16 protein-coding genes are annotated in these 17958 nt (G+C 26.6%); 13 read left to right on the top strand and 3 right to left on the bottom strand.

The features are described 5' to 3' along the window. Nucleotides 1-4: 4 nt before the first annotated feature. The 3 genes from BGI42_RS11775 to BGI42_RS11765 all read left to right on the top strand — a co-directional run bounded on the left by BGI42_RS11775 (nucleotide 5) and on the right by BGI42_RS11765 (nucleotide 2869). On the top strand, nucleotides 5-838 hold the full coding sequence (locus tag BGI42_RS11775; RefSeq protein ID WP_069680486.1) for a methyl-accepting chemotaxis protein: 834 nt from the start codon (nucleotides 5-7) through the stop codon (nucleotides 836-838). Nucleotides 839-854: 16 nt separating this feature from the next. Further along, nucleotides 855-1718 (top strand): MBL fold metallo-hydrolase, encoded by an 864-nt coding sequence (locus BGI42_RS11770; protein WP_069681081.1) that lies wholly within the window; start codon nucleotides 855-857, stop codon nucleotides 1716-1718. 368 nt (nucleotides 1719-2086) lie between these two features. Beyond that, nucleotides 2087-2869, top strand: coding sequence for a lysozyme (locus BGI42_RS11765; RefSeq protein WP_069680485.1), 783 nt, complete (start codon nucleotides 2087-2089; stop codon nucleotides 2867-2869). 376 nt (nucleotides 2870-3245) lie between these two features. Here BGI42_RS11765 and BGI42_RS11760 read toward each other — a convergent pair whose 3' ends face one another. Beyond that, nucleotides 3246-4448: an IS701 family transposase gene (locus BGI42_RS11760; RefSeq protein ID WP_069678787.1), complete on the bottom strand. Its 1203-nt coding sequence runs from the start codon at nucleotides 4446-4448 to the stop codon at nucleotides 3246-3248. 322 nt (nucleotides 4449-4770) lie between these two features. Here BGI42_RS11760 and BGI42_RS11755 point away from each other — a divergent pair, with 322 nt between their 5' ends. From BGI42_RS11755 to BGI42_RS11735, 5 genes are all read left to right on the top strand, one after another. Then, a complete protein-coding gene (locus BGI42_RS11755) occupies nucleotides 4771-5961 on the top strand; it encodes a quaternary amine ABC transporter ATP-binding protein (RefSeq protein WP_069680484.1) in 1191 nt (396 codons plus the stop codon). A gap of 1 nt (nucleotide 5962) precedes the next feature. After that, entirely contained in the window at nucleotides 5963-6793 is an 831-nt protein-coding gene (locus tag BGI42_RS11750) for an ABC transporter permease (protein WP_069680483.1), read from the top strand. Between the two features lie 61 nt (nucleotides 6794-6854). Next, nucleotides 6855-7745: a glycine betaine ABC transporter substrate-binding protein gene (locus BGI42_RS11745; protein WP_069680482.1), complete on the top strand. Its 891-nt coding sequence runs from the start codon at nucleotides 6855-6857 to the stop codon at nucleotides 7743-7745. A 769-nt stretch (nucleotides 7746-8514) separates the two neighbouring features. After that, nucleotides 8515-9405, top strand: coding sequence for a glycine betaine ABC transporter substrate-binding protein (locus BGI42_RS11740; protein ID WP_069680481.1), 891 nt, complete (start codon nucleotides 8515-8517; stop codon nucleotides 9403-9405). Between the two features lie 331 nt (nucleotides 9406-9736). Further along, nucleotides 9737-11002, top strand: a complete 1266-nt coding sequence (locus tag BGI42_RS11735) for a uracil-xanthine permease family protein (protein ID WP_069680480.1) — start codon at nucleotides 9737-9739, stop codon at nucleotides 11000-11002. Nucleotides 11003-11130: 128 nt separating this feature from the next. Here BGI42_RS11735 and BGI42_RS11730 read toward each other — a convergent pair whose 3' ends face one another. After that, complete coding sequence (locus tag BGI42_RS11730) at nucleotides 11131-12261, bottom strand: iron-containing alcohol dehydrogenase (RefSeq protein WP_069680479.1); 1131 nt, start codon at nucleotides 12259-12261, stop codon at nucleotides 11131-11133. Nucleotides 12262-12807: 546 nt separating this feature from the next. On the opposite strand from BGI42_RS11730, the gene BGI42_RS16095 reads away from it, so the two are divergent. The 4 genes from BGI42_RS16095 (at nucleotide 12808) to BGI42_RS11715 (ending at nucleotide 15841) form a co-directional block, all read left to right on the top strand. After that, nucleotides 12808-12948 (top strand): hypothetical protein, encoded by a 141-nt coding sequence (locus BGI42_RS16095; protein WP_158523405.1) that lies wholly within the window; start codon nucleotides 12808-12810, stop codon nucleotides 12946-12948. Between the two features lie 178 nt (nucleotides 12949-13126). After that, nucleotides 13127-14002, top strand: coding sequence for a response regulator (locus tag BGI42_RS11725; RefSeq protein ID WP_069680478.1), 876 nt, complete (start codon nucleotides 13127-13129; stop codon nucleotides 14000-14002). Beyond that, the gene (locus BGI42_RS11720) at nucleotides 13984-14451 is read left to right on the top strand and encodes a chemotaxis protein CheX (RefSeq protein ID WP_069680477.1); all 468 of its coding nucleotides are present in this window, start codon (nucleotides 13984-13986) and stop codon (nucleotides 14449-14451) included. Before BGI42_RS11725 ends, BGI42_RS11720 begins: the two co-directional genes overlap by 19 nt. 163 nt (nucleotides 14452-14614) lie before the next feature. Beyond that, nucleotides 14615-15841, top strand: a complete 1227-nt coding sequence (locus BGI42_RS11715) for an IS256 family transposase (RefSeq protein WP_069680476.1) — start codon at nucleotides 14615-14617, stop codon at nucleotides 15839-15841. A 214-nt stretch (nucleotides 15842-16055) separates the two neighbouring features. Here the strand turns inward: BGI42_RS11715 and BGI42_RS11710 are convergent, their stop codons facing one another. Then, nucleotides 16056-16544 (bottom strand): flavodoxin family protein, encoded by a 489-nt coding sequence (locus BGI42_RS11710; protein WP_069680475.1) that lies wholly within the window; start codon nucleotides 16542-16544, stop codon nucleotides 16056-16058. Between the two features lie 273 nt (nucleotides 16545-16817). On the opposite strand from BGI42_RS11710, the gene BGI42_RS11705 reads away from it, so the two are divergent. Beyond that, entirely contained in the window at nucleotides 16818-17945 is a 1128-nt protein-coding gene (locus BGI42_RS11705; RefSeq protein WP_069680474.1) for an ROK family transcriptional regulator, read from the top strand. Nucleotides 17946-17958 lie beyond the last annotated feature (13 nt).

The following is a 17958-nucleotide window of genomic DNA, read 5'->3' as shown; positions in this document are numbered from 1 at the left end:
TTTAATGATAAACAAAATATCGGACAATGAACTAATGCAAGCATTTTACACGTTAATGCCTTATTTTAAGTATTATTTTGAGGATGAATTAATCTTTACAATCTCTAATACTGAAAATTTCTTATTAGTTAAAGAGAGTGAAAATTTAAAAATGAATTCTAAAACAGGAGATACAATACCAGAAGGGTGTGCAGCTGATGTATGTTTAAAAGCTAAGAAACAAGTATCTGTTATGGTTCCTGAAAATGTTTTTGGTGTACCACTAAAAACTATAGCAATTCCGGTTTTTGAAAATAATGAAATGGCTGGAACAATAGTAATTGGAATGAGTGTAGAAAGAAAAGAAAAAATGGTACATATGTCAAATAATTTATCAGAATCATTAGAACAAATAGGAAGTAATTTATTTGATATGTCATCTGGACTTCAAAAAATATCTGAAACTAATACAGATATAGAAAAATTTATAGAGATTACAAATGATAATTATAAGAAAACGGATGATGTATTAAAATTTATAGAGAGTATAGCTAAACAAACTAATATGCTAGGATTAAATGCAGCTATAGAATCAGCAAGAGCTGGAGAATATGGAAAAGGATTTAGTGTAGTATCTAATGAAATTAGAAAATTATCTAGATCAAGTAGCGAATCTATAGGTGAGATTAATGAAATATTAAGTGATATACAAAATTCAATAAATGAAATATATAATAGATTTAATGCTTCAAATTCATTATTGGATGGACAAGCATCAGGATTAGAAGAAATTACTGCAACAGTTCAAGAACTTAATTCTACTGCAGCACTTTTAAAGGAGTTTGCAGCTACAATATAAAATGGGAGATGTTAATATGAAAATAATTACATTAATAGAAAATACACAGGATGAAGAAGAAAAATTAAAAAATGAACATGGTCTTTCTATGTTTATTGAAGGGCATAATTGTAATGTTTTATTTGATACAGGAAAAACAGGTGATTTTATTGAAAATGCTGCCAAATTAAATGTTGATCTTAAAAAGACTGATATTTTAATTTTAAGTCATGCTCATTATGATCATTGCGGTGGGGTTAAACGTTTATTGGAAACTTATAATATAAAGCCTAAACTTATAGTAAACCATAATTTTTTTGATAGAACAGATAAATATCATTATTCAGATGGAACTCTTAAATCAGATTTTTCTAAAGAACCTGGGTATGCTTATATAGGAACTAATTTTGATAAAAATTATATTGAAAGTAAAGGACTTTCAATAGAAAGTTTACAAAAAGATGTTTTAGAAATATGTGATAATATTTTTGTATTTTCTAATTTTAATAAATACTATGATTTTGAAAAAATAAATTCTAATATGAAACGTAAAGTTAATGGTGAATATGTAGTTGATACATTTGATGAAGAAATATGTTTAGGAATAAAAACAGAAAAAGGTTTAGTAGTATTACTTGGATGTGCTCATCCAGGATTTTTAAATATGGTAAAAACTATAAAAGAAAGAACTAATGAAGAAATAGTGGGTATAATTGGTGGTACACACCTTATAGAAGCAGATGATGAAAGGATTAAGAAGTCGGTTGAATATTTAAAGAAATCTGGTGTTGAAATATTAGGATTATCTCATTGTACTGGAGAAAAAGCTGTTGAAATTTTTAACAGAGAATGTAAAACATCATTTACAAATAGAACTGGTACAATTTTAGAGTTAAACTAAGAAAATATATATTTAAAGAAGTGGAAATTTTAATAGATTTCCACTCTTAAGTATGCAAAAAATTATAAAATCTTTGAAGCTTAAAAAATAGATAAAAACTAATTTAGTATAAATATTGGTTATGAAAGTGTAAATTATATACTCTCTAATTTATAATTAATAATAAAATATATAGTTTGAGAAAAAAAATTAATAAAATATATATTTTTAATGTGAACTAATTAATAAGTGAGTTCATATTATGTAGTATAAGTTTTATAAACTATATATGATTCTCAATTCCTTGAAATTTTTTTAATTTTAGAGGTTAATATTTTAAAAATAAGAATTAGATTACCTTTATTTTAAACTAAGGAGGATAAAATCATATGGCGCAATGGAGATGGTGTGTTGAAGGTGATGATGGAAAACTTATAAAAGGTTGGTATGAGGAAAAAGGCAAATGGTATTATTTAAATGATGAAGGTATAATGCAAGCTGGTTGGGTAAAAGATAAAGATGGTTCATGGTATTATATGAATAAAAATGGAGTAATGCAGATAGGTTGGATACAATTAAAAGGTAATTGGTATTATCTTGAGGAAGCTAGTAATGGCTATAAAGGTAAATGTTATATAGATTGTACTGCAACTATTGATGGTAAAAAATATACTTTTGATAAAAATGGTCATATGATAGAAGATAATTTGGTATCAGATAAATGTATCAATTTTATAAAGTCTTGGGAGGGATTTTCATCTATTCCGTATTATGATTCTGTGGGGGTATTAACTATAGGATATGGTATGACTGGAGATGAAATAAAAGGATTATCTAGTATAACTGAAAGTGAAGCAAGTGAAATGTTAAAAAAATTAGTTAATAATAAATATGCTAAAGAAATAAAGAAAGATTTAGATTATAAAGGGATATTTTTAAAACAAAATCAGTTTGATGCTTTGGTTTCGTTTGCATACAACTGTGGAATATCAGGATTACTTGTATCTACATTATATAAAAACATTATTTCTGGAATAAGAGATAAAGATATAATTACGTCTAATTTTCAAGCATGGAGTAATGCAGGAGGAAGGAGATTAGAAGGATTATACAGAAGAAGGAATAAAGAAGCAGCAATGTTTTTAAACGAAGATTATACAGGAAATATATAAATAAAAAATATGATTAAATTATAAAAATAAATTAAAAGGAGAATTCTAAAGTTGAGAATTACTCCTTTTTATTTATCTAAAAATTTTATTTGATGTTTATGTAATATCGTTATTTATATGAATAAGATTTTTATACTTATATAATTTTAGATTTTTATTTTAAATGTTCTATTTTAATAAATATTTTTAGAAATAAAGTAAATAATAAGTTTGAAGTTAAAATATATAAATATTTATTAGGATATTATTTTTGAATATATGGATAATCAATATGAATATATTTCTATAATTTGTATTTATTGTATTGATTATTTATATTACTATGATAGTGCATTTTTACTTGAATAATTTTACAGTTGAATAACCAAATAGATTTCTAAGCTATTTTTAATGTTTTAAAAATTTCGTCTAACGGCTTTCCGTTAGCGGCAGCCTTATAGATATATATAATTTTAGATTTTTCTAAATCTTTCTTAGCACAGTTATATCCAGTATTAAAGTGGTATGAGCTATTAGAATACAATTTACAATAGGTATAATTTATTATCATTATTGTAAGATATCTGTTGATGCTCTTTTCACTTCTTACTTGATATCCATTAAGACCTAAATAAGATTTACAATCTCTAAAAAATGGCTCAATCGCCCATCGGTCAGTATATTGAGTTAAGATATCTAAAGGATTTAGTGATGTATCTAAAGAAATAAATGTTTTTAATGCTCCTTCTTTTTGAAATGAATCTTTAGGGTAGCTAAGAACAATTGAAACATTTTTTCTATCTTTTAAATCACCAACATAGTTGTAAATATAGTATTGTTTATCTTTAACGGTGACAAGGTTAAAATCATCTATATTTAAAGTTGTTGCAAATTTGTGAAGTTTGATTCCTAATCTTTTATGTCCTTCGGGATAAATAACTCTATTAGTTTTTAAAGCTCCTATATAGCTGTAACCAGCTTTTATGGAACTATTAAAAATAGCTTTACAACTATACCAGCTATCGCACAAAACATAACCTTTATTTTCAGGTTTAGGTAGTGATTCAACTAAATTTTGAGTTAATTCTATTTTACTCATAGAATCTTTATCATAGATATCTATTGAGTAAGGAAGTACTAACCCATCACAAGAAAGCAATGAAACTAAAATTTGATGACCATATACTGTTTTACCTTTTAAATGAGAATTATGAAATGAACACTTTTCAATAATATTTTTAGCCTTTGACGAGGGCTTAGTTTTCTCTGAAATAGTGTCATCAATAATAAAATATATAGGTTTTTTAGTTTCTTTTGATTTATTCCATATTAGTTGTAAAACTAGGGACTTCAATGATTTGCTTAAAAGTGTTTCATTCCAAGTACTCTTTGATAAAAATCTTGTGATACTTGTTCGATGCGTATGCGAAGCAAGCTCCGCTATATCAGACACTTTACCATTGTAACCTCTTGAAATCATTGCATTCATGATACTTTCTAGATGATTTAATTGTGGCTTAGTTAGATATAAATCAAAATTTAGTTGTTTAAAAAAATTGTGTATTGATAGTTCATCTGATATAATTGTGTTCTGAAACATTTATGTATAGCTCCTTGCTGTCGTTGTTGTGTGGGAACTCAATTATAACAAGGATTTATCATAAATGTTTTTTTATTTTATTCAGTTGTAAAATTATTCAAGCATTTTTGCACTATTATAGTATATTAATTTGACAAAAGTAACAACTTTATGATAAATTAAAGTTGCTACTTAGTTGATAACAAATGTTATATCATATTTAATATTGTTAATATTTAAAATTAAAAATGATTATTTACTAAGGATAAGTTAAAGAAATTTTTAATTTATATTAAATATAATATTAAATATAAGTTAAAAATAATTATAAGAGGAGGTAAATATGTCAAAATTACAAGTAAAAGATTTATATAAAATTTTTGGAAAAAATCCTAAAAAAGTTATTCCTATGTTGGAAAAAGGAATGGATAAACTTGAAATACATAGTAAGACAGGAAATTCTGTTGGCGTAAATAGTGCTAATTTTGAAGTTGACAAAGGTGAGTTCTTTGTAGTTATGGGATTGTCGGGTAGTGGAAAATCAACATTAATAAGATGTTTAAATCGTCTTATTGAACCTACAAGTGGACAGATCTTAATAGATGGAAAAGACATATTAAAATGTAATGAAAATGAACTTTTAGGAGTAAGAAGAAAAAAGATTGCTATGGTTTTTCAAAACTTTGCACTTTTCCCTCATAAAACAATTGCTGATAATGTGGCATATGGTTTAGAAATACAAGGAGTAAATTCTAAAACCAGAAAAGAAAAAGCATATGAATGCTTAGAATTGGTAGGCTTAAAAGGATACGAGGAAAGCATGCCAGATCAATTGAGCGGAGGTATGAAGCAAAGAGTTGGACTGGCCAGAGCATTAGCTACAGATCCAGAAATACTTCTTATGGATGAAGCTTTTAGTGCATTAGATCCATTAATACGTAAAGAAATGCAAGAAGAAATGTTACAATTACAAGCTAAAATGCAAAAAACTATAATATTTATAACTCATGATTTAGATGAAGCTTTAAGATTAGGTGATAGAATAGCAATCATGAAAGATGGTGTTGTAGAACAAATAGGTACGTCAGAAGACATATTAACTAATCCAGCTAGTGAGTATGTAAGAAAATTTGTTCAAGATGTAGATAGAACAAAAGTAATAACATCATCTACTATTATGGAAATGGCAAAAGCTATAAGAATTGAAAAAGATGGTCCGAAAGCAGCTGTTAGAATCATGAAAGATGAAGGTATTTCTAGTATTTATGTAATTAATAAAGAAAGAAAACTAAGAGGAATTGTAAATATTGATGATGCATTAGAACTTGCAAAGAAAAATATAAAGACTGTAGAAGATATAATAATAAAAGATGTTCCTAAAGCATCTCCAGATGAAGCAATTTCTGATTTATTATCTGTAGCTAAGGATACACAATATCCTATTGCAGTTATTGATGAAAATGATATTTTAATGGGAATTATAAAAAGATCTACAATAATTGCTGGAATTGCTGGAGAGGAGGATGTAGAATAATATGTTTACTTTACATATAGGATCATATATAGAACTTATAATAGATTGGTTAAAAAATAATATTGAGCCTTTTTTTGATTTTATAAAAGTTATAAACGAAGCATTAATATCTGGATTAGAAGGTTTATTATTAATTATACCAAGTATAGTTATAATAATAGCTCTTACTTTAATAACATTTAAACTTACTAATAAAAGAACTGCTATTTTTACATTAGTAGGATTACTATTTATTGATGCTATGGAATTATGGCCACAAACAATGGAAACACTTGCACTTATATTGGTATCAGCATTTATTTCTTTACTAATAGGTGTACCACTTGGTATTTTTTCGGCTAGGCATGATGGAGTTGCTAAAATACTAAGACCTATATTAGATTTTATGCAAACAATGCCAGCTTTTGTATATTTAATTCCAGCAGTTTTATTTTTCGGAATGGGAAAAGTTCCAGGAGCTATAGCTACTGTTATTTTCTCTATGCCACCTGCAGTTAGGCTTACAAATTTAGGTATTAAACAAGTTCCAGAAGATGTAATTGAGGCAGCAAAATCATTTGGATCTACAAAAAATCAAATGTTATATAAAGTACAATTACCTATTGCTTTACCAACTATACTAGCAGGAGTAAATCAAACAATAATGCTTTCATTATCAATGGTCGTTATATCTGCTATGATAGGTGCTGGTGGATTAGGTAGAGAAGTATATAATGGTATTACTCAAATGGATGTAGGTACAGGTTTTGAAAGTGGGTTAGCCGTAGTTATTTTAGCTATGGTATTAGATAGGATTACTCAAGCTTTAGGAAAAAACAAAAAAGATAAATAATTTAACTACAAATATTTATTTAATAAATATAATAGATTTAATAAATAAAGGAGGAATAATGATGCATAAAAACTTGAAAAAGATTATGTCATTAGCATTTGTTGGCGTATTAGCTATAGGAATGTTAGCTGGATGTGGAAAGAATTCAACACAAAAAGCAGAAAATTCAAAAGGAAAAGTAACTCTAGGATATGTAAACTGGGCAGAAGGAGTAGCTATGACTAATTTAGTCAAAGTTGTATTAGAAGATAAAATGGGATATGAAGTTGACATGAAGCAAGGTGAAGCTGGAATGATTTATACTTCATTATCAACTGGAGATATGGATGCTTTTTTAGATGGATGGTTACCAGTTACTCATAAGGATTATATGGAAAGATACAAAGATGGTATAGAAAAACTTGGAGCTAATTTTGAAGGTGCTAAGATAGGTTTAGTAGTTCCTAAATATATGGATATAAATAGTATAGAAGATTTAAATAAAATTAAAGATAAAGTAGATGGGAAAATAATAGGTATTGATCCAGGTGCAGGTATAATGAAAACTACCAATAAAGTAATAAAGGATTATGGATTAGATTTAGAACTTATGGAAGGTAGCGGAGCTACAATGACAGCTATGCTTAAAAAAGCAGAAGATGAAAAGACACCAATTGTTGTAACAGGATGGAAACCACATTGGAAGTTTGCTCGTTGGGATCTTAAATTCTTGGAGGATCCAAAAAAAGCTTATGGTGAAGCTGAAAACATCTATACAATTGCACGAAAAGATTTTGCAAAAGATATGCCAGAAGTTGCACAATTTTTAAATAATTTTAAAATGGATGATAAGCAATTAGGATCTTTAATGGGGGATATTCAAGAAAATAGTAAGAAAGATCCTTTAGAAGTTGCAAAGAATTGGATGAAAAATAATGAAGATCTAGTAAATAGTTGGATACCTAAGGAGTAAAAAACTAAGGAATAAAAATTTTATTCTTATTCAAAATGAAGATATTATATTAATATAAACAAATAACATTATTAAGAAATATTTCCTATAAAGTGAATATAAGAAAATAATATTTACTTTATAGGTTTTTTATTCTTATGAAATTATATTACTAAATATCTGTGGATAATTTATGTGATACTGTATTCTAAAGGTTTTATGAGTACCCCATAAAGAATAAAAAAATAATCATAAAGCAATTTATATTATTAAAAATTTTTAAAAACTTTTAATTTAGTCCAGAGAGGCTAAAAAGGGAAAATAAATAATAGTATTTTCCTCTTATTTTTAAGTAAGGAGGATTTTTTTTATATCATATAAATTTATAAGTAATAATACAATATGTTAACCAAGATAAGTTTTATTAAAATTGAATGTTTTATAATTTTATAAAAAGCATAAATACAATGTAAACATATAGATTAAAAGATTTGTTATTAATTATACCAAGTATGGTTATAATAATATTGCTTACTTTAATAACATTAAAATTTACTAATAAAAATACTCTATTTTGAATTTATCATAAGAGATAATTATATTTGACAGATATGCATATATATGATGGTATTACTTAAACAAACTTAGGTATAGGTTTTCAAAACATGAGTTAGTCGTATTTATTTTAGTTATGATATTATATAGAATTACTTAAGTTTTAAGAGAAAATAATTAATTTAGTTACACATATCTCTTTAAAAAGAGATTTAATAATAAAGGAGGAATAGTAATGAACAAAAGTTTAAAAAAGATTATGTCATTAGCATTTGTTGGTGTATTAGCTGTAGGAATGCTAGGTGGATGTGGGAAAAATTCAACACAAAAAACAGAAGATTCAAAGGGAAAAGTAACATTAGGATATGTAAACTGGGCAGATGGAGTAGCTATGACTAATTTAGCTAAAGCTGTATTAGAAGATAAAATGGGATATGAAGTTGAAATGAAGCAAGGAGAACCAGGTATGGTATATACTTCAGTATCAACTGGTGATATGGATGCTTTTTTAGATTCATGGTTACCACTTGCTCATAAAGATTATATGGATAAATATGGAGAAAATATAGAAAAAATAGGAACTAATTTTGAAGGTGCTAAGATAGGTTTAGTAGTTCCTGAATATATGGATATAAACAGTATAGAAGATTTAAATAAAATTAAAGATCAATTAGAAGGAAAAATAATAGGTATTGATCCAGGTGCAGGTATAATGAAAGCTACAGATAAAGGAATACAAGAGTATGGCTTAGATTTAGAGCTTGTAGAAGGTAGTGGCGTTACAATGACAGCTATGCTTAAAAAAGCAATAGATAAAAAGGAACCAATTGTTGTAACAGGATGGAAACCACATTGGAAGTTTGCTCGTTGGGATCTTAAATTCTTAGAAGATCCAAAAAAAGTTTATGGTGAAGCTCAGGATATTTATACAGTGGCAACAAAAGGTTTCTCAAAAGAAATGCCAGAGGTTGCACAATTCTTAAATAATTTTAAGGTGGATAGTAAACAACTAGGATCTTTAATGGGTGATATTCAAGATAATAGTGATAAAGATCCTTTAGAAATTGCAAAAGATTGGATGAAAAATAATGAAGATTTAGTAAATAGTTGGATACCTAAAGAATAAAATTTTATTCTCATTTATAATATAAACGTATAACTTTACTAATCAATATTTTCTATAAAGTAAATATTGAAAATAATATTTACTTTATAGGTTTTTTATATAAGTTTAGAATAAAAATACAAAATAATGAAATAAATTTCTAGAAGAATTTAAAAGAATTTATTTACTTTTAAAAAATTTTAGATATAATAAAATAAAGAACGATTTAAAAGTAATTTAGATTATTAAAAAATTAAAATTTTAACAAAAACTTTTAATTTAGTCCAGAGAGGCTAAAAAGGGGAGATAGATAATAGTATTTTCCTCTTATTTTTAAGGAGGTATTTTTTTTATGTCAGAAATCGTAAGTAACAATAAAAAAGAACAATTGGAAGAAGTTTCTTCAAAGGGGATTGCTAGAAAGTTAGTTTTAGCATTACAACATTTAATAGCAATGTTTGGCGCAACGGTTTTAGTTCCTATATTAACAGGTCTTGATATTTCTGTATCACTATTTTGTGCTGGTATTGGAACATTAATATTTCATGTTTGTACCAAGATGAAAGTTCCCGTCTTTTTAGGATCATCATTTGCATTTATTCCTGTAATATGTGCAGTTAAAGAATCATATGGAGATTTGAGATATGCACAAGGTGGAATAATGATAGCAGGTCTAGTTTATGTCTTAATGTCTTTTATTATCAAAAAAATTGGTACTGATAAAATAAAAGCCATATTACCAGCGCAGGTTGTTGGACCTATGATTATGGTAATTGGATTAAATTTGATTCCTACAGCATTTAATATGGCAAAAGAAAATATAATGATTGCAGTTGTAACACTAGGAGTAACATTAGCAGTAAAATATTTAGGAAAAGGCTTTATATCACAAATTGCAATATTATGTGGTGTATTTGTAGGATATTTAATATCTTACTTTACTGGATATGTAGATACTCAAGCAATTGCAGAAGCAAGTTTCATAGCAACTCCAAACTTTACATTACCTAGATTTGATTTAGGAGCTATAATGATTATTGTACCAGTAGTATTAGCTACATTTATGGAACATATAGGAGATATAACTACTAATGGTCAAGTTGTAGGAGAAAATTTTATTGAAGAACCAGGTTTAAATAGAACATTATTAGGTGATGGACTAGCTACTATGACAGCAGCATTATTTGGTGGACCAGCTAATACTACATATGGAGAAAACACTGGAGTTTTAGCAATGACAAAAAATTATGATCCTTCAATTTTAAGATTAGCAGCTGTATTTGCAATAATATTAAGTTTTATAGCTAAATTTGGTACAGTAATAAGCACTATTCCACAAGCTGTAATGGGTGGGATTAGTTTAATGCTATTTACTATGATTGCATTAGTAGGATTTAAAACTTTGAAATACGAAAAAGTAAAAATGAATTGGAAAAATATAATTATAATTGCAGTCATATTGATAATAGGTTTTTTAGGAACATATATAGAAAAGAAATTTGGAATTTTAATAGGTATAAAAATAAATGATGCAGTATCTATATCTGGATTAAGCTTTGCAGCAATTGTTGGAGTAATACTTAATCTAGTATTAAACAAAATTAAGTTTAGAAGATAGTCTATATTTAAATTAGTGACGATATTATAATATAAAAACTATATCATTTTTATAATTATTAGTTATAATATGATATAGTTTTTTGTTATTATAATAGAATTATTAATATTCAAGAATATTTTAATTTATTATAATGATTTATAGTAAATATCTTTTATTTCTTCTAATGTAAATTCTTTAGGATGATTTGTAATGCTTGGTTTTGAAACTTTCATGCAATTTTTTACCATCCAATCAATATCTTTTGCTTCTATTCCAAGTTCACTTAATGTTATATTTAAGTGAATTTTCTTTAAGAAATTTCTTATAGCATCTGAACAATCTTCAGCATTTGTGCCACCTAATAATTTTGATATATTAGTGTATTTTTCTATGTCACTTTGCCATGATTTTTCAACAATTATGGGTGTTAATGCAGCAAGACCTTTTCCATGAACAATGTCACGTAATCCACTTGCAGGATGTTCTAGTCCATGTGGGGCTGTTACCCCTGCTACCCCAATTACCATACCACCTAAAGTACTTCCTAAGCTTACTTTTTCCCAGGCATCTAAATCTGTTTGATCATTATATATTTTAGGTAAATTTTCAGCGATTAATTTAACTCCATAAAGGGCTTGTATATCAGTTAATGGTTGTCCTGCTTTTGATACATAGGCTTCCATATTGTGTGCTAATGCATCAAATCCAACTGATGCAATTATATGTTTTGGCATTGTAACCATAAGTTCTGGATCAACAATTGATGCTTTGGCAATAATAGCATTGGTTCTAAGAGATTTTTTGTCTTTAGTTTCAGGGTTAGTAAGAACTGAAAAACTATTTCCTTCACTTCCTGTTCCACATGTTGTTGGAACTAAAATTATTGGTAATGCTTCTGTTCCTTGTTTTATTCCAAATATGTAATCAGATATATCACCAGGATTTCTAGTTGAAAATGCAATACTTTTTGCAGCATCCATAATACTTCCACCACCAAGTCCTAAAATGACATCACATCCTGTTGTTTTTGCAACTTCAACTCCTTCATATACTGTTGTAGTAACTGGATTTTGACTAACTTTATCAAAAACTTCAACTTCAATTTTTGATTGTTTTAATAAATTAATTGTTTTATCAAGTAATCCACTTTTTTTTGTACTGTTCTTACCAGTTACTATAAGAACTTTTTTTCCATATTTAGCTGCTTCTTTTCCTACTTCATTTATTTTACCTCTTCCAAATAAAAGATTTATTGGAAGGTTATAATTAAATTTCATATTAAAATTTCCCCCTTGAATAATATGTAATATATTTTAAATGAATATTTTTATAATGAATCGAACTAACAAAAAATCCATAGTGGATTATCTATATGATGATTTAATATATAAACAAAATTAAACACCTAGGATAATCAATATGGACAACCAAAATCATAACACAAAATTATGTAAAAATAAACATTTGAATTTTAAAGAACGTATGAATGTTAAGTTTAAATGATGAATGCTTAGTATATAAAATAGATAAAAGGTTAAATTTACTAATAAAAATTTATTTGTATATTTATCAATAAAGTTAAGTAGGCATATCAAGCCAACAAAAGTAAATGAACATAAGAAAAAGCTAGGTAAAATCATTGTAGAATTTGCAAGTTATATTAGTAATGGTAAAGAATTTAGCATTGAATTATCTAAATTAGTATAAGTAGCTTATAATGTATATTTTTAATTTAATTAGGAATAATTACTATATACATTAAAAAAAGTTTTATATTTTCGATAATTATAATAATACAAAATTTATTTAAAGAGGACGTTAAGATGATGAAAATAATTATTATATCTGTAACAATTATAACTATATTTTTTATATTAGGCTTATGCAAGATATCTAGTAAATCAGATGAAAAAGCTAAATATATATTTAAACAAATAAAAAATAATAACGAAAAAAATTATTAATAAAATTATAAATTAGTAAAAAAGTAATGCTATACAAACTCAAAGTATCAAGAAATGTTGAATATACTCGAAATATTAAATATGAATTATATGAGCAATTTAATTATGGTTAAAGTAAAAAAATTCTATTAAATGCTAAATATTCTTATATTATATAATAAAAGAGGTGGAGTAATATATGAAAGATATAAAAATTTTAATAGTTGATGATTCACCATTTCAAATAGCATTACTTAGAGATGTATTAACAGAAAATGGATTTAATGTTGTTGGTGAAGCACAATCTTTAGAAGAAGCCATTGAATCTATAAAAAAAGAGAAACCTAATTTAGTTACCATGGATATGACTATGCCAGGTACTGATGGTTTCGAATGTACAAGAGCGATTCATAAAATTGATAAAAATATTAAAGTTATTGTTGTTAGTGCAATGATGGATGATGAACTTATAAAGAAAGCTAAAAAGACTAATATATCAGGTTATATTCAAAAACCAGTTGATTCGGAAGAATTAACTTTATTAATAAATAGAGTTATGGGGGATGAAGAACTTTATTCTGAATTAGAAAATTTGTATCCAAATATATTTAAAGAATCTATAATAAATTTATTTAATAGACTGACAAAAACAGAGGTTCAAGTTATTGATGAAAATAATATTGACAAAGAAATACATAGTGAAGGTATTGTGGTCATTGTCGGTATTATTGGAAAATGTTCAGGAAGAATGATTTTTGATATGTCATTTGAAACAGCTAAAAATCTTGTAAAAATATTATTAAAAAGAGAGGCAAAAGATACAAAAGAATTACTTAATGTAGTAGCCGAAATTGCTAATATGTTTGCAGGAAATGCATGTTCAATGATAAATAAGAATAATAAGGTGTTTGGATTAAGAGTTGCACCACCAACTACTTTTCATGGAGAATCAATGAACATATCAAGAGTGGAAGTAGATAATGATTATTCTGCAAAAGTTAAAACTCAGTTTGGATATTTGTCAATAAATATAGGATTTAAAAGAGGTGAAAGTGAATGGATGTCAATAATATAAATCCTATATTAGATGCATTTACAAATGTAATGCCTCAGTTAGGTTTAGGTGATGTTAAAAAAAAGGGAGTAAGTCTAAAGGGGAGATTTATAGAAAGTCCAGGTGTTATAATTATAATAGGACTTATTGGTGATATCAAAGGGAATATTATATATACTATGAATGAAGAAGATGCTAAAAAAATTGCATCAACTATGATGATGGGTATGCCTGTAGATGAATTTAATGAATTAGCACAAAGTGCTATTTCTGAACTAGTTAATATGTTGACTGCAAATGCCTCAACTAATTTTTCTAATAATGATGTAAATGTAGATATATCTACGCCAACACTTATACATGGAAAGTTTACTACAAACTCTAGTTCTGATAAAGTAGCATGCATATCCATGGAGATAAATGGATGCATAATAGATGTTAATATATCTTTAGAAAAAAATACAATTTAGTAATTATAAACAATAAGAACTATGTGAATTTGAATTAGAAAATTTAATATCACACGGGGATGTAGTGAGATTTGTGTAAAAGCAAATCTACTACATCTTTTTTTGAATGGTTTTATGGTAGATTTGGAATAATATACTTATGAATATTAGAGGAGGATTACAAATGAGAGTACCAGATATAAATTATCAAGAAGAAATAAAGAAATGCAAAAGTATGGACGATGTTGTGGGTAAGAATGGGTTAATGCAAAGATTATTAAAAGATGTTATGCAACAACTACTTGAAGCTGAAATGGAAGAACATTTAGGTAGAGAAAAATATGAGAGAACCGATAACGATAGTGACAAGAATTATAGAAATGGGTATTCAAAAAAAGATGTTAGAAGCAGCTACGGGGAGATACCTATAGATATTCCTAGAGATAGAAAATCAGAGTTTGAACCAAGAACTATAAGAAAATATGAAACTGATTGTAATGAATTAGATAAAAAAATAATTGGTTTATATGCTCGTGGAATGTCTACAAGAGACATTCAATCCGAACTGGAAGAATTATATGGAATAGATGTATCTCCATCAATGATATCTAAAATAACAGATAAAGTAATGATTGCAGCTGCTGAATGGCAAAATAGAATGTTAGATCCTGTGTATCCTATAGTTTATATGGATGCTATTCATTTTAAAGTGAGAGACGAACATAGAATAGTTACAAAGGCTGCTTATATTTGCATGGGTGTTGATATGGAAGGCTATAAAGATATATTAGGAATATGGATTGGCGAAGCCGAAGGAGCAAAATTTTGGCTTAGCGTTTGTAATGATTTAAATAATCGTGGTGTTAAAGACATATTAATTGCATGTATGGACGGTTTAAGAGGATTACCAGATGCTATTAAAGCTGTTTTTCCAAAAGTATGTATTCAAAATTGCATAATACATCAAATAAGAAATTCAATGAAATATGTATCATATAAAAATAGAAAAGAATTTATGAAAGACTTAAAACTGGTGTATAAAGCAGATACAGAGGAGATAGCGCTAACGCAGCTCGATAGGCTAAAGAATAAATGGGATGATGTTTATAGTACTGTAACAGATTCATGGTATGAAAATTGGGATAGATTGTCTACATATTTTTCATATACTAAAGAAATTAGAAAAATGATTTACACTACTAATGCACTAGAAGGATTTAATAGGCAATTAAGAAAATTCACTAAAATTAGAACAGTATTTCCAACAGATGATTCTTTGCGAAAATCATTATATTTAGCAACAGATCAAGTTATGAAAAAATGGACTTCACCAATAGCTAATTGGGGAATAACTCTTTTAAAATTAGAAATAATGTTCAAAGATAGAATCGAGGAAGCGTTAGCAATATAGCTTGTACTTATTAGAAAATTACAGTATATAATACTTATTTTAGTGCATACTAAAATTATGAAACCACGTAGTTTTAGTATTTGTAAAAATATTAAAAATATAACTGGAAACATAATTTCCAGTTATACAATATATTAAAATATTTAATTTACACAAATTATTCTACATTCTCTATCACACAGTTCTTTTTAAGTTTATTATTAAGGATTATATATTAGTTTGTAAATAATTCAATTGCTTTTTTAGCTATACGAGTTCCAAATATTTTAAACATTCCTTTACTTTCTTCAAAATTTTCTTTTAGTGCAACAGCCCCTAAATGAATATACGGTTGTCCTAAAGAAGAACCACCTGAATAAACTAACATACCTTTAACCATAAGGTGATTAATAATGGTTAGTATAGCAGTATCTGCACCACCTTGTGCATAATTAGCTGTTGCGAATACAGAACCAATTTTCCCACTAAGATTGCATCCAGAAGATTCATCAAACCATTTCTTTATTTGCCAACATGTATTAGCATAATAAGTTGGGGTACCAAATATTACAGCTTTGCTTTCATCAACAAAATTATAATCAATATTATCAATATGAAAAATTCCTACTTCAATATTTTTTTCTAATTTCATCCCAGAAGCAATAACTCCTGCCATTTCTTTTGTTTTTCCTGTTTTACTAAAATAAATTATTGATATTTTCATAATTTATAACTAGAAAGTATAATTGAGTAAACTTTCTAGTAATTCACTTCCTTTCTGTGCAGTTTAGTTTTAAAACTATTTCATGCAATATATGAATATTGTATCATATTTAGTAAAATAAATAATTTTATTCACAGGATACATATATTTACATTAAGGTGATAATAATTATATTATTGTAAAATTGTATGTTAAAATATTATTGTAAATAATGTTTTTATTTAATAATTAAAATTTATATTAAAGTAAAAAGATATTGGAGAGAGTATTTTTATGTTATATGAAAAAACCACTAATATAGAAGTAAGAAAATACAATAGAAATACTATTTATAGATTTATATATAATAGTAAAAAAACATCAAAACAAGAAATAGCTAAAAATTTGGGCGTTAGTTTACCTACTATTGCCCAACATTTAAAGACTTTATCAGAAGAAGGATTAATTAGTGAAGATGGAGAGTTTAAATCTACTGGTGGAAGAAAAGCAAAGGCTATAGTTTGTGTTAAGGATTCAAGAATTTCGGCAGGTCTGGATATTACTCAAAATCATATAAGTATAGTTTTAGTTGATTTAGGAGGAAATATTTTAAAGAACATAAGAATAGAAAAACATTTTGAAAATAGTGATGAATATTATAAGAATGTTGCAGGTATATTATGTGAATTTATAGAAAATAGTGAATTTAGAAATTCAAAAATTTTAGGTGTTGGAATTTCTATTCCTGGAATTATTTCTTCAGATAAGAAAGAAATAATAGATTCTCATGTTTTACATATAAAGAATACAAGATGTGAAGAATTAATTAAACATATACCTTATGAATGTATATTTTGTAATGATGCAAATGCAGCAGGGAAAGCAGAACTTTGGAATGAAGATAGTGAAAAAAATATAATATATCTTTCACTAAGTAATAGTGTAGGAGGATCAATATATTATAATGAAAAAATGTATCTTGGAGATAATGAGCGTGCTGGAGAATTTGGTCATATGGTAATAATGCCAAATGGAAAACAATGTTATTGTGGACAGAAAGGATGTGTAGATGCGTATTGTTCAGCAAAAGTATTGTCAGATAGTACTAAGGGAAAATTATCAGAATTTTTTACTTTGCTTAATAATAGTAACAAAGAACAGGTTGAAATTTGGAAAGATTATATTAATAAGCTTGCTATTGTTATTAATAATTTAAGAATGGCATTTGATTGTAATATTATATTAGGAGGATATGTAGGAGCATATTTAGATGAACATATTGATGAAGTCAAAAACAGTATATCTAAATATAATACATTTGAAATAGATATTAAGTATTTAAGAGTTTGTCATTATAAATTAGAATCTAGTGCAGTAGGGGCAGCGTTATTACATATAGAAGATTTTATAAAGCAAATTTAAAAATAAAATATAT

Origin of the sequence: Clostridium taeniosporum, assembly GCF_001735765.2 — a bacterium.
Taxonomy (GTDB): Bacteria; Bacillota; Clostridia; order Clostridiales; family Clostridiaceae; genus Clostridium; species Clostridium taeniosporum.
This window is presented reverse-complemented; position numbering and strand designations above follow the sequence as displayed.